This window comes from Paenibacillus dokdonensis (assembly GCF_004916975.1).
Lineage (GTDB): Bacteria > Bacillota > Bacilli > Paenibacillales > Paenibacillaceae > Paenibacillus_AQ > Paenibacillus_AQ dokdonensis.
In genome coordinates this window covers 25585-41975 of the sequence record NZ_STGQ01000002.1, presented here as the reverse complement: position 1 = coordinate 41975, position 16391 = coordinate 25585, and the positions used below count along the sequence as shown (strand labels likewise).

The window sequence follows — 16391 nt, the reverse complement described above, 5'->3', positions numbered from 1 at the left end:
CAAATCTTTCTTTTTTGCTTATCCTTTTGCTAAACCAATATATTCTAATTACAGATAGGGGAAATAACATGTACACAATTACTTATGATGCCGCACTTAACCGACTTACTGTTAAAGTACAGGAAATTAACAAGGACAATGTGAATGATTACATCACTGACTTCACGAAGTCGCTTGAGAGCGTAAAACCTGGTTTTACCGGAATGACAGATTTGAGCGAAGGAAAATTGTTCACGATGGATGTGGCTGAGAAATTGAGTCATCTTGGACAGCTTTCCGTTGATAAGGGTCTTACGAAATGGGCTTATTATACAGGTTCAGCCGTATCTAAACTGCAAATGAAGCGGATGTTTGGCGACGTCGTTGATTCCTTTGAAAAATTGGACGAAGCAGAAGCATTTCTACAAAACTAATAATTTATTATGCACCCGGTGTCTAAGGACATCGGGTGCAACCAGATAGGTGGAGAGATACACCATGAAAGTCAACCATCCCAACATACATATGCAGTATAGAAAGATGGGCCTGCAAGGAGCAGGGTTGTTCTCAGGAGCTGTAGTTATTATCAATCTCGTTTGCTTTTTACTAGGGGTTCCTGCATTAATCGGATTGATCATTAGTCTGGTGCTGATTGTGCCGATCAGCTATGGGGTTGCGATGTGGCTGCTGCGGTCGGCCGGGAATCAATCGAAGACGAATCAGACAGCAGATGTAGAAACAAGTGTGGAAGATTTGCATATTTATAATAGTGGCAGCAATATAGAAGGCATTCAGAATAAGGATCTTTCGGATCAGGTGAATGCCCACATTTCGAAAATCGCAGACACCATCGAGCAGGTCAAGTCAAACGCAGAAATGGGTTTCTACGTCTCTGATATGATTAAGGAAGCGACACTGGGCGTATCTGCAGATTCCAATGAGCAGACCGATATGATTCGTACAAGCTCCAATACCGTAAGCGATGTCGTAGGTGCAATCCGTCATATCTCGGGAAGTGCCGATGAAGCTGCTGAAGCGGCGAATGAATCTTCGGTAAAAGCAACCAAAGGTCAGGATTCAATCTTGACTGCCATTGAACGAATGGATGAGGCGAATACAACGGTCCATTCCTTGGTCGACACCATGAGCCGGCTGGATAAAAGTTCCCGGGAAGTTGTCTCGTTCGTCTCCATGATTAGAGAAATTGCCGAACAGACACATTTGCTGGCACTGAATGCAGCTATTGAAGCGGCGCGTTTTGGGGATGAGGGCCGGGGATTCTCGGTTATTGCCAGCGAGGTACGCAACCTGGCTGAACAATCATCGCAATCGGCCAAGCAAGTTACGCAGGTCGTTTCCGTGATATTAAAAGAAACCTCACAAGCGGTTAACTCCACGAAAGTAGTGGCAGGTCAAGTGGATGATGGTCTTAGGGTCGTTAATGAAGCTGGAGAATCGTTCGAATTCATTAAGCTTTCCATCGGCGAGGTGGCAGGTCAAATGCAGGAGGTGTCCTCGTCGGTTGAGGAAATCGCCGCGGGTGCCGAGCAATTGGTCGTTGCTATGCAAAAAACGGAGCAGATTGCCGTTAAAACAACAACAGAAATGAACAACGTAACGCAAGCGGTAGAAGAGCATCATGCCATTATGCAGCAGATTTCAAGTGCTACCGAATCTCTGAATGATTTTTCAGATGAACTTGGGCTTGTCATTAACCAGTACCGCGAATTGCTGCATGATACTCAAGAGACCGAGACCCAAGAACAAACTCACTAGAAAGCTACCCGATGGAACGAAACGAATAAGGCGACCTCCTTTCCGCTAAGAAGCGAAGGAATGGTCGCCTTATTCGTTGTTAAACGCCAGGTTGATATACCGATTCAATGGCAGCATGGGGATAAACTGGTATTCCGGCTCAGAAATTAGGTCCGCTCACACCGTCCTCGACGATTTGGTCTTTGCTGCCGGAGGAATCATTACCGCTTCCAGATTCTACAGAATGAACGGCGATCAACCGATTCTGAGCACGGTAGGTGTCGCTGGAAATCCGTTTGCGTTCGACAATTTTACCGTTAACCTTTTTAATCTGATACGTTTCCACAATATATCCTGGTTTGCCTTCCTGCAGTACTTCCTGTGCGCCAACCTGAATATCCTTGTTCTCGACGAGCTTCTCTGTTACGGGTAGGGTCTCGACGGTGCGTGATTCCAGCGAATACTCAGTATTTTTAGGGAAGGTGCCGAAAAATTTCACGGTCAATGTATTGCCTTCTACAAAGGCACGGATAATGAGCGATTTGCCGGTTGTATTTTTAAAGCGGAAATTGATGGAGCCTTCGGCAAAGGTAGCATCCTGGCCTTTTGGCAGATAGCTGACAGGGAGAGAGTGGTTGCGCCGTTCCACAATTTGAAGGCCGGTCCGCAGTGCCGCGTTATATACGGTGCTCGATACCTGACAGATCCCTCCACCGATGCCGGGAACCAGCTTCCCGTTCAGAATAACGGGGGCTTCGCGGAAACCGTATTTCTCCTCGGCTTTGGCAATCACCTTGCTGTAATCGAAAATATCGTCCGGCTTCAATATCATCCCATCGATGGCCATTGCGGCAGAACTTACATTATATATACGACCCGCTGCGCTTGAGCCGAGGCCGGTGTTGAATTCTATAATTTTACGGTCGATGCCCTCTTCCTTCAGGCTGCTTATCGTAACCTCTGGTTTCATTGTATATAAAGGAAGCTTTATTTTCAGGGGCGATGCGGACTCATCCGGATTGAAGAAACTTTTGGGGATGAGGTCGGTCATGGTTTGGATAAAAGTTTCCCAATCGATGCGGAGAACAGATATCTCGGGCGTATATGCAACTTCGTCTGCTTTGGTGATCCGGCGCGCGGCATCTACAGGCTTGCCGAAATTCTTTTCTTCCCAAGCGGGACCAAATCTTTGCTTGATCAAGGCTGTATTCCAGTGCGGGGTTATGTTCCATTCCTGCTGGAAATGTCTCCGTGCATTCATCCGCTCGGACCAGCTTTCATCATACAAGCGTGCAACCGCGCTGCGGAAGGCATCAGCTTCAAACGTGATTCCGGCATTTTTCAACGTGATCGTAACGTCAGGCACATCCTTGGCTTCCACGGACAGTGTGAGCGGCTGCTGCTGAAGACCATTCAGCTTGGCATCAAGCTCCTTTAAGACATCATCTTTCTTCTTACCGCCCACATCCCAGCCACCCACCTGAACATGATCGGGAATGGTATTCTGGCTGATATAAAGATGGATCCATCCGGCGGTGACGGAACCGATCAGCATGATACTGGCAGTGATGATCAGAATAAAATGAAATTTTTTCATGGCTCCCACCTTTTTTGGCTTCTTATTAAACGCGGTTGAGTCTATTTTTCATATATATGTAAAACATTTGGAAAAATTTCGGGTACTCAAAAGGTAACAAATTTGTTACAATAAAAAACATCGTGATGATTTCTAAAGTTTTTTAAAGGAATTAGCTGGAACGTGTCGAAATTATAATGGCTAATTATGTAATTAGGAAGTGATAATGAAGTGATTGAAATGCAGGATGTGTGGAAGACATACCCCAATGGAACCCATGCGCTTCAAGGGGTGTCCGTCAAGATTGACCGTAATGAATTTGTATATGTCGTCGGCCCGTCCGGCGCAGGTAAATCGACTTTTATGAAGCTCATTTATAGAGAAGAAGTACCAACGAAAGGGCAAATCTCCGTAAACGGGTTTAATATAGGCAAGCTGAAGCAGCGTAAGATTCCTTACGTCAGACGCAATATCGGCGTTATATTTCAGGATTTTCGTCTTTTGCCCAGGCTTACGGCTTTTGAAAATGTAGCTTTTGCCATGGAAGTTATTGAAGCCCCGAAACGGCAGATGAAAAAACGGGTGATGGAAGTGCTGGACCTGGTGGGACTCAAGTCCAAAGCAAATCGTCAGCCTGCCCAGCTCTCCGGCGGGGAGCAGCAGCGTATCGCCATTGCCCGTGCCATCGTAAACAACCCCTCCGTTATTATTGCGGACGAGCCTACCGGCAACCTTGACCCTGAAACCTCATGGGGCATCATGCAGCTGCTGGATGAAATCAATTTCCGCGGAACAACCATTGTTATGGCCACCCACAACAAGGATATCGTGAACACGATGCGCAAACGCGTCATCGCGATTGAACAAGGCAACATTGTGCGCGACCAGCTGAGAGGAGAATACGGTTATGACTTTTAACACCTTCTTGCGACATTTGCGGGAAGGAGCGAAGAACGTATTCCGCAACGGTTGGATGTCTGTCGCATCCGTAGTATCCATTATCGTATCTCTATTCATTTTGGGCGTATTTATTCTGCTTGTACTGAATGTGAATGCTGTCGCCGACAAGGCGGACAAGCAGGTGCAGATCCGGGCTTACCTGAATTTGAACGTGGACCAGAAGCTGCGCGAGGCTGTACAGAAAGAGATCGCGGCGATGCCTGAGGTCAGCAAGATCGATTTTATTTCCAAGGAACAAGGATTGGATGATTTCCGTAAGAGCATGGGTGAAGAAGGCAAGGATCTTCTCGAAGGCTTTGACAAGGACAACAATCCGCTGCCGGATGCGTTCAAGATCGAAGTGTACGAACCAACCACCGTTCCTTTCGTATCCAAGAAAATCGAAGCGCTCAACACCAGCCATACCGAGCAGCAGCCGATTATGAAGGTGAAGTACGGCAAAGGAACGATTGAGACGCTCTTCAAGGTGACGCGTGCGGTGCGCAACATCGGCTTTATTTTCGTGGCCGGTATGGCATTGATGTCGATGTTCCTTATTTCCAATACGATCCGGGTAACCATCCTGGCACGGCGCCGGGAGATCGGCATTATGAAGCTGGTGGGTGCGACGAACGCCTTTATCCGCTGGCCGTTCTTTGTTGAAGGTACGCTGATCGGATTGATCGGCTCAGTGATTACAGTACTGATTCTGTTTTTTGGTTACGACCGCCTGGCCGCATCTGTCGGCTCGGATATTTCACTGCAAATGTCACTGCTGCCTGTGAACGAGATGTGGCAGTGGGGCGGACTTCTAATGATTCTCGGTATACTCATCGGTATGTGGGGAACGACCCTATCTATTCGCAAATTTTTGAAGGTATAGATCAATCACGGAGCAAGTTGTAACCATGTCGGGATGACTCCATACGGAAAATTATTTGAAAAGGATGGGGAGCGCAAGTTGAAAAAAAAGATAGCTTCTGTACTTGCCGTTATCTTATTGGCGGCCACTGTTTTTCAGCCCACTGAAGGGTATGCCAAAAAGAGAACCGTTGACCAGATCGAACATGAGCTGAATCTCCTGCAGCAGCAAGCGAAGTCTGCCAAAGTGCAGAAAGAAAAGGCGGATTCACAAAAGCAGGAAGCGCAGCATTATAAAAATAAAACAACGCAAAATTTACAATATGTGCTCGATCAGATCAACCAAGTCAGCAATAAGATGACAAGTATTTCGGTTCAGATCGACGATACACAGGATAAGCTCCATACGACAGCGACCGAGCTGGATGCAACGGAGGACCGGATTCAGTCCCGGGAAAAAATGCTGGAGTCACGTGTTCGACTGATGTATACCGATGGCAGCGTTTCTTACCTGGAAGTGCTGATGTCTTCCACAAGCTTCTCGGATTTCCTGGAACGGGCGGATTCGCTCAAGAATTTTGTGGATCAGGACAAGGATCTGCTTGAACAACATAAGAAGGACAAGGCGCTGGTACTGGAACAGAAGAAAGAACTTGAGGGTCAGTATGCCAAGGCAAAGGATCTGTACGCCGAGATGGAGAGCCAAAAATCCATTTTGGACGAGAACGAGAAGCAAAAGCAGATCCTGATTGCCAAGTACGATCAGCAGATTGAGGAAAATGATGACATCAGCGAAGAGCAGAATGAAATGCTCGTGAAACTGGTGAGCAAGCGTTCCGCGCTGCAGCAGGAGAAAAACAAGCTGAAAGCGGAAGCAGCGGCAAAACGCGCGGCTGCAGCTAAGGCTGCGGCGGCGAAGAAGGCGGCGGCAGCGAAGAAGAGCGGCAAAACGTCGATCGCAAGCTCCGGAGGGTTTAGCGGAAATGGCGGTCCATTGTATATGCCGGTAAGCGGAGCCCGCATTTCCTCTGGGTTCGGGCGAAGAGTTCATCCGGTTACGGGTGAAGTCGGAAAAATGCATACAGGCGTCGACTTGGCCGTTCCGCAGGGAACACCAATCCACGCCGCAGATGAAGGAACGGTGACCTTGGCTGAATGGTGGAGCGGCTACGGCAACTGTGTTATTATCGATCATGGAGGCGGTATGTGGACGCTTTATGGCCATATCCGCACCGGCGGAATCAAGGTTAAGGTTGGCGATCATGTCAGCCGCGGCCAGGTGATTGCGGAATCCGGAGCGACAGGACAGGTTACAGGTCCCCATCTGCATTTCGAAGTACGTGAGAACGGTACCGCTGTGAATCCGATGCCTTATTTGTAGGCGTATAAATATTCCGTACAAGCCGGACATATACTAGAATGGTTGGAATTGGTCCTGTAAGGCTTGGACGGAGACTAAAAGGCGGTGATCACACTTGAAAAAACGTACAGTCGTATTGTTGGTCCTTCTGGCCATGCTAGGCGGAAGCGTACTGACACTGGCATTGACAGGTTCAAGCTTTGCCACTCAGGCTACGGGGCAAGGAGTGCTTGCGAGCATAACCGGCGGTCTGAAGCAGGATGAAGCTAAAAAAATCGGTACAGCTCTGGATCTCATCCAGTCGAATTATTATCAGGATGTGGACCGCAGCAAACTGGTGGACGGTGCGATTAACGGGATGATGCAATCCCTTGATGATCCTTATTCCTCCTATATGGGCAAAAAAACAGCGGAAGAGTTCGAGGAAACCATTGAAGGCTCCTTCAGCGGTATTGGCGCTGAGGTATCCTCCGAGGACGGCAACGTTGTAGTGGTTTCTCCGATTAAAGGCTCACCGGCTGAGAAAGCCGGCATACGTGCGAAGGATGTTATCCTTACCGTCAACGGTGAATCGCTCCATGGTCTGGAATTGAATGATGCTGTATCGAAAATTCGCGGTCCCAAAGGCAGTGAAGCCAAGCTGACGATCAAGCGCAGCGGTTCGACTGCTCCGATCGAATACTCCATTGTCAGAGGGGACGTAGATGTAGAGACCGTTAAGGCTCATATGGAACCGGGCAAAATTGGAGTCATTGAAATTACCCAGTTTTCCCTGAATACGGGTGAACGCTTCAAGCAGGAGCTGTCCAAGCTGGAAGGCGAAGGCATGCAAGGCCTTGTGATCGATGTCCGGAATAATCCGGGTGGCGTTCTGTCGGTTGTTATCGATATTGCAGAACAGTTTGTGCCTAAAGGCAAGCTGATCGTGCAGGTCGAAGACAAGAACAAGAAACGTGATCAGAACTTGTCCAAGGGAAGCGGTAAGTCCTATCCGGTAACCTTGCTGATGAATAAAGGCAGCGCCAGCGCTTCGGAGATTTTGGCAGGGGCACTTCAGCAGTCCGCAGGGGCGAAGCTGATGGGTGAAAATTCCTTCGGCAAAGGCACCGTGCAAACAAGCTTTAGCAAGCAGCTGGGCGACGGCAGCTTGTTGAAGATCACCATTGCGAAATGGCTGACACCTAACGGCAGCTGGATTCACAAGAAGGGCATTAAGCCGGATATTGCGGTAGCACAGCCAGATTACTTCTCGGTGGCACCGATTAACAAAGAGACAACCTTGAAGTACAACATGAACAATACGGATATCAAGAGTGCACAAATTATGCTCGATGCTCTCGGCTTCAAGCCGGGACGCAAAGACGGATTCTTTGACCAGAAGACGGAGACATCGGTTAAGTCATTCCAGAAAGCGCAAAAGCTGAGCGAAAGCGGTAGTGTTGACGCGAAGACAGCGGAAGCTCTGGAAACGGAACTGATCAAGCATATACGTGATCCGAAAACCGATAACCAGCTGAAGGCAGGGATTGCCGAGGTTCAGAAGGAAATCGCAGCCGGTGCGTCGAATCATTAAAGAAGGCTCTTGAGCCTTCTTTTTTTCTTTGTTTCATCCATCGTTTGGCTTCGATCGATAACTAAAGTAACGTTTCATCAGGGAAGGGGAGTGACATGACTTGGAAGTCGCTTTGGAAATGCTTTGGCATTGGACGGATGCATTGGTACAGCTCCTGCTGCAGCCGTTTTACTATATCTCCATATTGTTTATGATGCTGGTGTACCGAAGGCAGGTGCTGCTGGAACGCAGGCTTTTCCATGTGCGGCTGCACAGCTGGGTGCTGCAGACCTTGAGGACCTTCATCGGAGGCCTGCTTGCGGGGATAAGCGTATCCGTCGTCATTGCTTTTCTTGGTATTTCACTTTCACAGCAGGCTGTGTGGTGCATTTGGATCGTTGCAATCATTCTGCTGCTCTTCCGCGTACGTTATTTATGTTTTGCATATTCAATAGGTATTCTTGGCGTCATTCAGTTTGTTCTGGGCTTCTTTCCAGACTGGAAGCCGGAAGCATTGGCGGGGACGGCAGCAGACACCATTAGGGGATTGGATATCCCGGCACTGCTGGCTCTTGTAGCCGTTTTGCATTTGGCTGAAGCACTTCTCGTGAAGCTGCAGGGCGCCGGATTCGCCAATCCCGTCTTTATGGAGAGCAAGCGGGGAAAGCTGGTCGGAGGCTATCAAATGCAGGCTTTTTGGCCAATTCCGCTCTTTCTGTTGATCCCAGCTCAAACAACGGGTGCGCTGCTGCCTTGGACTCCGCTGCTTGGTGGAGATGGCTGGAGCAGCGGCTTCAGCATGGCGGCACTGCCGGTTGTGATCGGCTTTAGTGAAATGACCCAGAGCATGCTGCCGCAGGTTAAGGCTAACAAAACCTTCAAGCGGCTCCTCGTGTACAGCATCGTACTGCTGGCACTCAGCCTGCTGGCAGCCTGGTGGAAGCCGCTGATCATTGCTGCGGCCCTTGTCAGCATCCTGGTGCATGAGGGGCTGCTGTGGTACAGCCGCCAGGAAGAGCAGCAAAGCGGAGCGCTGTTTGTTCACCCGCAGCTGGGTCTGAAGGTGCTGGCTGTCATTCCTGGCAGTCCGGCTGAAAGCCTGGGGATCCTTGCGGGGGAGTCGATCGTGAAGATTAACGGTATTTCCATCCGCAGCAAGGAGCAGATGCATGCCGCTTTGCGGAAAAATTCAGCCTTTTGCAAGCTGGAGGTCCGCAATCTGCAGGGGGAAAGCAAATTCCTGCAGCGTGCGATCTACGCCGGAGAACATCATCAGCTCGGGGCGATTCTCGCGCCGGATCCGGATGCCGGAGTCGCACTGGTGATGAAGCCGGTCAGTATCTTTCAACTGATCGCTATGAAGGTACAGTCGAAAAATAAAACGAACGAGGCACAGCTCACTAAAGCCAAGGATGGCAATGCTGCTGAGATGTAGCCTGAATTGCAAAAGAAGCTTGGATCCATACCGGATCCAAGCTTCTTTTCGTGAATAAGAAAAGGCGGGAACCCTGGGGTTGACCGCCTTTTTAATATATCAGGAATGATTATCAATTGATGATTTCAGCTACTTCATAACTTATCTATTCTTTGAGCTGACGCAGCACGATGATTTCTACGCGCCGGTTTTTCTGCCGCCCTGCTTCGGTTGCATTATCTGCAGCCGGACGGGTGTCAGCATAACCTGCGTACTGGAATTCCTCAGCATCCAAATGCCTTTGATCCAGGAAATAACGCAGAACCGAGAGCGCTCGTGCACCTGACAGCTCCCAATTGTCTTTATACTTGGAGGCATATACAATGGGAAGGTTGTCCGTATGCCCTTCAATGCTGATGATGGTATGCAGCTCTTTGAACAGACTGGCGAGCTTGTCCATTACCGGAACGGAACCGGTCTTTAGATCTGCTTTGCCGACGTCAAATAAAAATTTGTCACTGAGCGTGATTGAGATGCCCTGTGGCTGGTCGGCGACGAAGATTTGATCCTCCAGCTTGTTGTCCTTCACGTAATTCGAGATGACCTTCATCAGGTTCTGAAGCTCCTGCTCCTGCTTGCGGAAGGCAAGCTCCCGATCCGTCATCTGATTCACGTCTTTGCTTGGCTGCTGCTGCGGTTTCGCGGCAATATCCGGATTTTTGTGATTGTACTTGTCCGCTGTGCCGGTAATGCCGGATCCTTGATCGAGAATAGAGTCGCCGCTTTTAAAGGTGAGCTGGAGAGACTGGGTAATCTCCTTGTACTTTTGAGTATCCAGCCGGCTCATGGCAAACATCATCACGAAGAAAATAAGAAGCAGGGTGATGAGATCTGCATAGGTGATCAGCCACCGGTCCTGTCCATTGTCGCCGTCTTTTCCTCGCTTGCGTCGCCCAAGGCGGTTAGTCCGCTGTCTCATCGAATCCCTCCTTCACCGCAGGGACATGATAGCGTTCCGCGGGCGTGAAGGATATAAGCTTTTTGCGCACCAGATTGGGGTGCTCACCGTTTTGGACGGCAAGAATGCCCTCAAGCAGAAGCTCCATGTTCTGAATTTCATCGGCGCTGCGTGACTTAATTTTAGACGCAATGGGTAAAAAGATAATATTGGCGCTGGCAACACCATATAGCGTGGCTGTAAAAGCAACGGCTATGGAAGGTCCCAGATCCGTTGGCTCAGACAGGCTGCCAAGGACATGAATCAGTCCCATGACAGTACCGATGATGCCCATGGTAGGAGCATAGCCGCCGGCAGATTCAAATATTTTCGCATAGCCTTCATGCTTCTGTTCAACGGCGTCGATCTCCAGCTCCATGATCTGTCTCAGGAGAGTATCATCCGTTCCGTCGACAACCATTTGAATGCCTTCGCGCAAAAAAGAGTTTGGATGATCCTGTACCAGCCGTTCCAGGGATAATACCCCGCTGCGGCGAGCCGATGTTGCCATGTTAACCATTTCTTCAATCAGCTGCTCGGTATTATCCGGCTGCCGGGTGAAGGCAAAGCGCAGTGCTTTGGGAATTGTTTTGAGCCGTGTCAGCGGAAAGCTGACCACGACAGCGGCGAACGTGCCACCAAATACGATGAGCGCCGCCGCTCCTTGCATAAGTCCGTTAATTCGACCTCCTTCCCATAAAAAGCCTCCTACCAGCGCAGCTAGGCCGGCCAGTATGCCGATGATGGTTGTTATTTCCATGTTGTTGATATCACTCCTATCCACGAGTTTGGGTTTGCATAGAGCAAACGATCAGAGTATAATAGACGGGAACAAATATTCCTATTCCAACAAGGATTTCCTATTCATATTATCGGGAAATCTCGACATATAGTTTAGAATATCTATTTTAGATGATAAGGGTGATGTTGGGCAATGAGTGATATTGTCGTCAGTACCGATCCGTTTGAGCTTTTATCGGAATATACACCTCAAGGTGACCAGCCCAAAGCGATTACGGAGCTGGTAGAGGGACTTGAGCAGGGGAAGCGTCACCAGACTTTGCTGGGGGCAACAGGCACGGGGAAGACGTTTACGATCGCGCAGACCATTGCCAAAGTAAACCGTCCGACGCTGGTCATTGCCCATAACAAGACGCTGGCAGCCCAACTTGCGAGTGAATTCAAGGAATTTTTCCCGAACAATTCAGTGGACTATTTTGTCAGCTACTATGATTATTATCAACCTGAGGCATATATCCCTTCATCTGATACTTATATCGAGAAGGATTCAAGCATAAACGAGGAAATCGATAAGCTGCGCCACTCCGCGACCAGCTCGCTGTTTGAACGGCGCGATGTGATCATCGTCGCCAGTGTTTCCTGTATCTATGGTCTCGGTTCTCCAATTGAGTATTCCAGTTTGCTGTTGTCCCTGCGTGTTGGCATGGAGAAGCCGCGGAATCAGATATTGTCGCGGCTCGTGGACATTCAGTATCAGCGCAATGACATTAACTTTGTGCGGGGGACATTCCGCGTTCGCGGTGATGTCATTGAGATATTCCCTGCGTCCAAAGGCGAACAGGCCGTTCGTGTGGAGCTTTTCGGGGATGAAATTGAGCGTATTACCGAAATTGATGTGCTTACCGGCGAGCTTGTCGGTGAACGCGATCATATCGCCATCTTCCCGGCTTCTCACTTCGTAACGAAAGAAGAGACGATGCGGGTTGCGCTGGTGAATATCGAGAGAGAATTGGAAGAGCGTCTTGAATATTTGCGCTCGGAAGGGAAGCTGCTGGAGGCACAGCGTCTGGAACAGCGTACCCGTTATGATATAGAGATGATGAAAGAGGTCGGATTTTGCTCCGGGATCGAGAACTATTCCGGTCCGCTCACATTCCGTGAACCGGGAGCGACGCCATATACGCTGATGGATTATTTCCCTGACGACATGCTGATCGTGGTGGATGAATCCCACGTCACGCTGCCTCAGATCCGCGCGATGTATAATGGTGACCGGGCGCGTAAGACGGTGCTGGTGGATCACGGCTTCCGTCTGCCTTCAGCACTCGATAACCGGCCGCTTAAATTTGAAGAGTTTGAAGACAAGGTCAATCAGATCATCTATGTATCTGCAACACCGGGTCCCTATGAGATGGAGCATTGCGATACGATGGTTGAGCAGATCATTCGTCCGACAGGACTCCTTGATCCGGTGATCGAGGTACGTCCAACCGAAGGGCAAATCGATGATCTGATCGGTGAAATCCGGGAACGGATTGACCGGGACGAGCGGGTGCTGGTAACGACACTTACGAAGAAGATGTCAGAGGACTTGACAGATTATCTGAAGGAGATCGGCATCAAGGTCCGGTACCTTCATTCGGATATCAAAACGCTGGAGCGGATGGCGATTCTGCGTGATCTTCGTTTGGGCGTATTCCACGTGCTAATCGGGATCAATCTGCTGAGAGAAGGCCTGGATCTGCCGGAGGTATCTCTGGTTGCCATTCTGGATGCGGATAAGGAAGGCTTCCTTCGTTCGGAACGATCCCTGATCCAGACGATCGGGCGGGCTGCGCGGAACTCCGAGGGCTATGTGCTCATGTACGGAGACAAGATTACCGATTCCATGGATAAAGCGATCAAGGAAACGGCCCGACGCCGCGCTTTGCAGATCGCGAATAATGAAAAGCATGGCATTACACCGCAAACGATCCGTAAAAAGGTACGTGATGTTATCGAGGCGACCAAGGTTGCAGAATCGAAGGCTGATTATCTGACAGGGGCCGCTGGCAAAATGTCGAAGAAGGATCGTCAATCGGTGATTCAGCGTCTGGAAGCAGAGATGAAGGATGCAGCGAAGAACCTGCAGTTCGAACGCGCCGCGGAGCTCCGCGATGCGTTGCTCGAGCTGAAGGCGGAATAAAGATAGATACAATAAGGGAACGGCCCGCATTTTCAGGTCGTTCTCTTTGTGGATATTATAAACTAACCATGCCATAAAGCTCGGAGATATCGGCTTTATGAACTGAAGGAGATGAACGAGCAGTGGCGAGTGAAAACATCGTAATTAAAGGGGCAAGGGCTCATAATCTGAAAAATATCGATATTACCATTCCGCGGGACAAGTTTGTCGTGCTGACAGGACTCAGTGGATCCGGTAAATCTTCATTGGCTTTTGATACGATCTATGCCGAAGGCCAGCGCCGTTATGTGGAGTCCTTATCCGCTTATGCGCGTCAATTCTTAGGACAGATGGAGAAGCCGGATGTCGATTCGATCGATGGCTTGTCTCCGGCGATTTCGATCGACCAGAAGACAACCAGCCGTAATCCGCGTTCAACGGTGGGAACCGTCACCGAGATCTATGACTATCTTAGATTATTGTTTGCGCGGATTGGACATCCCCATTGCCCGGAGCATGGCATTGAAATTACCTCCCAGACCGTTGAGCAGATGGTGGACCGGATTATGTCTTATCCGGAGAAGACAAGACTGCAGCTGCTTGCGCCACTGATTTCGGGGCGTAAGGGTGAACATAAAACATTATTTGCCGATGTAGCCAAACAGGGCTTCGTGCGGGTGCGTGTGGACGGCGAGCTTCGCGATCTTTCCGAAAGTATCGAGCTGGAGAAGAACAAGAAGCATACGATTGAAGTTGTTGTAGACCGGATTGTTATTAAAGAAGGCGTAGAGTCGCGCTTGGCCGATTCCATTGAAACGGCGCTCAAACTTTCCGGAGGACAGCTGTTGGTGGATATTATGGGCCAGGAGGAGCTGCGCTTCAGCTCGAATTTTGCCTGCCCAATTTGCGGTTTCAGTATGGAAGAGCTGTCTCCGCGGATGTTCTCGTTCAACAGCCCGTTTGGTGCCTGTCCGGAATGTGACGGACTTGGCGTTAAAATGATCGTCGATCCGGATCTGCTCATTCCTGATACGGACAAGTCCATTGAAGAAGGAGCCTTCCTGGCATGGACCGGGAGTACTTCCAACTATTATCCGCAGTTCTTGAGCTCCGTATGCGAGCATTACCATATTCCGCAGGATGTTCCGGTCAGCCAGCTGAAGAAAGAGGATATGGACAAGCTGCTGTACGGAACAGGCAACCAGAAAGTGCGCTTCCGCTACGAGAATGATTTTGGCCAGAAGAAAGAGGCATACGTTGTATTTGAAGGTGTGATACCGAATCTGGAGCGCCGTTACCGCGATACGGCTTCCGAAGGGATCCGCGAATTTATCGAAAACTTTATGAGCGCCAAACCTTGCGAGGTATGCAAAGGGCATCGCCTGAAGAAAGAAGTGCTGGCGGTTACCGTCAACGACAGCAACATTGCCGATGTGACAAGCTTGTCGATTGGGGACGCCATGAAGAAGTTCGATTCACTCGAGCTCAGCGAGAAGGAACGTGCTATCGCGCACTTGATCTTGAAGGAGATCAACAGCAGATTGGGCTTCCTGGTGAATGTCGGACTGGAATACCTGACATTGAGCCGAGCGGCAGGGACGCTTTCCGGCGGTGAAGCCCAGCGGATTCGTCTTGCTACCCAGATCGGTTCCAGTCTGATGGGTGTATTGTACATTTTGGATGAGCCGAGTATCGGCCTGCATCAGCGTGACAATGACCGGCTGATTTCCACGCTGGAGCATATGCGTAATCTTGGGAATACGCTCATAGTCGTTGAGCATGACGAAGATACCATGATGGCAGCTGATTATATCATTGATATTGGACCGGGAGCAGGAATTCATGGCGGCCGGGTAATCGCACAGGGGACGCCGAAGCAAATTATGGAGGATCCGAACTCTCTGACCGGGCAGTACTTGAGCGGACGCAAGTTTATCCCGGTCAATACTAAGCGGAGAAAGCCGGATGACCGCTGGCTCGAAATACGCGGCGCGAAGGAAAACAATCTTAAAAACCTGAATGTGAAAATTCCGATAGGCGTATTTACGGCTGTTACAGGCGTGTCAGGTTCCGGTAAATCCACGCTGGTCAATGAGATTCTATATAAGACACTGGCGAGGGAATTAAATAAGGCCTATAAGGTCAGACCGGGAGCGCATAAGGAGATCCGAGGGCTTGAGAACCTGGAAAAGGTCATCGATATCGACCAATCTCCAATCGGCCGCACTCCGCGTTCCAATCCTGCAACCTACACAGGCGTGTTTGATGATATCCGCGACATATACGCACAAACGAATGAAGCCAAGATTCGCGGCTACAAAAAAGGCCGCTTCAGTTTTAACGTTAAGGGCGGACGATGTGAGGCTTGCCGCGGAGACGGCATCATCAAGATCGAAATGCACTTCCTGCCGGATGTTTATGTACCCTGTGAAATTTGCAAGGGCAAGCGCTATAACCGGGAAACCCTGGAAGTAAAATACAAAGGCATGAATATCTCCGATGTGCTGGAGATGACGGTGGAGGATGCGACGGAATTTTTCAAAAACATTCCGAAGATTCACCGCAAGCTGCAAACATTGCTGGATGTAGGCTTGGGCTACGTTACCATGGGCCAGCCGGCCACCACACTCTCCGGCGGCGAAGCTCAGCGTGTGAAGCTGGCGTCCGAGCTGTACCGCCGCAGCACCGGAAAAACGCTGTATATTCTCGATGAGCCAACGACAGGTCTTCACGTGGACGATATCGACCGCCTGTTAACGGTGCTGCACCGCTTGGTCGAATCAGGAGAATCCGTGCTTGTTATTGAACATAATCTGGATGTGATCAAGACAGCTGACTACCTGATTGATCTGGGACCGGAAGGCGGGAGCGGAGGCGGAACGATCATCGCAACCGGTACGCCGGAGCAGATCGTGAAGGTAGAAGAATCATATACAGGCAAGTATCTGAAACCGGTACTAGAGCGGGATACAGCCCGTACTGAAGCGCTGCAGGTCAGCAGCTGATAGAAGCTGAATTGAAAAAGCCCCTCCATGGAGGGGCTTTTTCAAATG

The 16391-nt window shown here is 49.7% G+C and carries 12 protein-coding genes; 9 read left to right on the top strand and 3 right to left on the bottom strand.

All coding sequences use genetic code 11. From position 1 onward, the window contains the following. Positions 1-68: 68 nt before the first annotated feature. Positions 69-413, top strand: a complete 345-nt coding sequence (locus E6W40_RS18380) for a hypothetical protein (RefSeq protein ID WP_136607098.1) — start codon at positions 69-71, stop codon at positions 411-413. Positions 414-477: 64 nt separating this feature from the next. Next, positions 478-1755, top strand: coding sequence for a methyl-accepting chemotaxis protein (locus tag E6W40_RS18375; RefSeq protein WP_136607097.1), 1278 nt, complete (start codon positions 478-480; stop codon positions 1753-1755). A 139-nt stretch (positions 1756-1894) separates the two neighbouring features. On the opposite strand, the gene E6W40_RS18370 is transcribed toward E6W40_RS18375, so the two are convergent. Then, positions 1895-3331 (bottom strand): VanW family protein, encoded by a 1437-nt coding sequence (locus E6W40_RS18370; RefSeq protein WP_136607096.1) that lies wholly within the window; start codon positions 3329-3331, stop codon positions 1895-1897. A 210-nt stretch (positions 3332-3541) separates the two neighbouring features. Here E6W40_RS18370 and ftsE point away from each other — a divergent pair, with 210 nt between their 5' ends. From ftsE to E6W40_RS18345, 5 genes are all read left to right on the top strand, one after another. Beyond that, the gene (ftsE, locus tag E6W40_RS18365; protein ID WP_136607095.1) at positions 3542-4228 is read left to right on the top strand and encodes a cell division ATP-binding protein FtsE; all 687 of its coding nucleotides are present in this window, start codon (positions 3542-3544) and stop codon (positions 4226-4228) included. Continuing rightward, positions 4218-5132, top strand: coding sequence for a permease-like cell division protein FtsX (ftsX, locus tag E6W40_RS18360; protein WP_136607094.1), 915 nt, complete (start codon positions 4218-4220; stop codon positions 5130-5132). Before ftsE ends, ftsX begins: the two co-directional genes overlap by 11 nt. A gap of 78 nt (positions 5133-5210) precedes the next feature. Beyond that, entirely contained in the window at positions 5211-6491 is a 1281-nt protein-coding gene (locus tag E6W40_RS18355; RefSeq protein WP_246073098.1) for a murein hydrolase activator EnvC family protein, read from the top strand. 133 nt (positions 6492-6624) lie between these two features. Beyond that, a complete protein-coding gene (locus E6W40_RS18350) occupies positions 6625-8043 on the top strand; it encodes a S41 family peptidase (RefSeq protein ID WP_136608134.1) in 1419 nt (472 codons plus the stop codon). A 118-nt stretch (positions 8044-8161) separates the two neighbouring features. Further along, entirely contained in the window at positions 8162-9457 is a 1296-nt protein-coding gene (locus E6W40_RS18345; RefSeq protein WP_374706204.1) for a PDZ domain-containing protein, read from the top strand. 145 nt (positions 9458-9602) lie between these two features. On the opposite strand, the gene E6W40_RS18340 is transcribed toward E6W40_RS18345, so the two are convergent. Together E6W40_RS18340 and E6W40_RS18335 are read right to left on the bottom strand one after the other, a co-directional pair. Next, positions 9603-10415, bottom strand: a complete 813-nt coding sequence (locus E6W40_RS18340; RefSeq protein ID WP_136607091.1) for a flagellar motor protein MotB — start codon at positions 10413-10415, stop codon at positions 9603-9605. Then, on the bottom strand, positions 10399-11193 hold the full coding sequence (locus E6W40_RS18335; protein ID WP_136607090.1) for a flagellar motor protein: 795 nt from the start codon (positions 11191-11193) through the stop codon (positions 10399-10401). The genes E6W40_RS18340 and E6W40_RS18335 overlap by 17 nt, the downstream gene beginning before the upstream one ends. 174 nt (positions 11194-11367) lie before the next feature. Here E6W40_RS18335 and uvrB point away from each other — a divergent pair, with 174 nt between their 5' ends. Next, positions 11368-13359, top strand: a complete 1992-nt coding sequence (gene uvrB, locus E6W40_RS18330; RefSeq protein ID WP_136607089.1) for an excinuclease ABC subunit UvrB — start codon at positions 11368-11370, stop codon at positions 13357-13359. A gap of 122 nt (positions 13360-13481) precedes the next feature. Next, on the top strand, positions 13482-16343 hold the full coding sequence (gene uvrA, locus E6W40_RS18325) for an excinuclease ABC subunit UvrA (RefSeq protein WP_136607088.1): 2862 nt from the start codon (positions 13482-13484) through the stop codon (positions 16341-16343). Positions 16344-16391: the final 48 nt, after the last annotated feature.

Excerpts from the sequence above, each read along its gene's own strand:
- E6W40_RS18380 (WP_136607098.1), top strand. The coding sequence starts at position 69 with ATGTACACAATTACTTATGATGCCGCACTTAACCGACTTACTGTTAAA.
- E6W40_RS18375 (WP_136607097.1), top strand. The coding sequence starts at position 478 with ATGAAAGTCAACCATCCCAACATACATATGCAGTATAGAAAGATGGGC.
- E6W40_RS18370 (WP_136607096.1), bottom strand. The coding sequence starts at position 3,331 with ATGAAAAAATTTCATTTTATTCTGATCATCACTGCCAGTATCATGCTG.
- ftsX (WP_136607094.1), top strand. The coding sequence starts at position 4,218 with ATGACTTTTAACACCTTCTTGCGACATTTGCGGGAAGGAGCGAAGAAC.
- E6W40_RS18350 (WP_136608134.1), top strand. The coding sequence starts at position 6,625 with ATGCTAGGCGGAAGCGTACTGACACTGGCATTGACAGGTTCAAGCTTT.
- E6W40_RS18345 (WP_374706204.1), top strand. The coding sequence starts at position 8,162 with ATGCTTTGGCATTGGACGGATGCATTGGTACAGCTCCTGCTGCAGCCG.
- E6W40_RS18340 (WP_136607091.1), bottom strand. The coding sequence starts at position 10,415 with ATGAGACAGCGGACTAACCGCCTTGGGCGACGCAAGCGAGGAAAAGAC.
- E6W40_RS18335 (WP_136607090.1), bottom strand. The coding sequence starts at position 11,193 with ATGGAAATAACAACCATCATCGGCATACTGGCCGGCCTAGCTGCGCTG.
- uvrB (WP_136607089.1), top strand. The coding sequence starts at position 11,368 with ATGAGTGATATTGTCGTCAGTACCGATCCGTTTGAGCTTTTATCGGAA.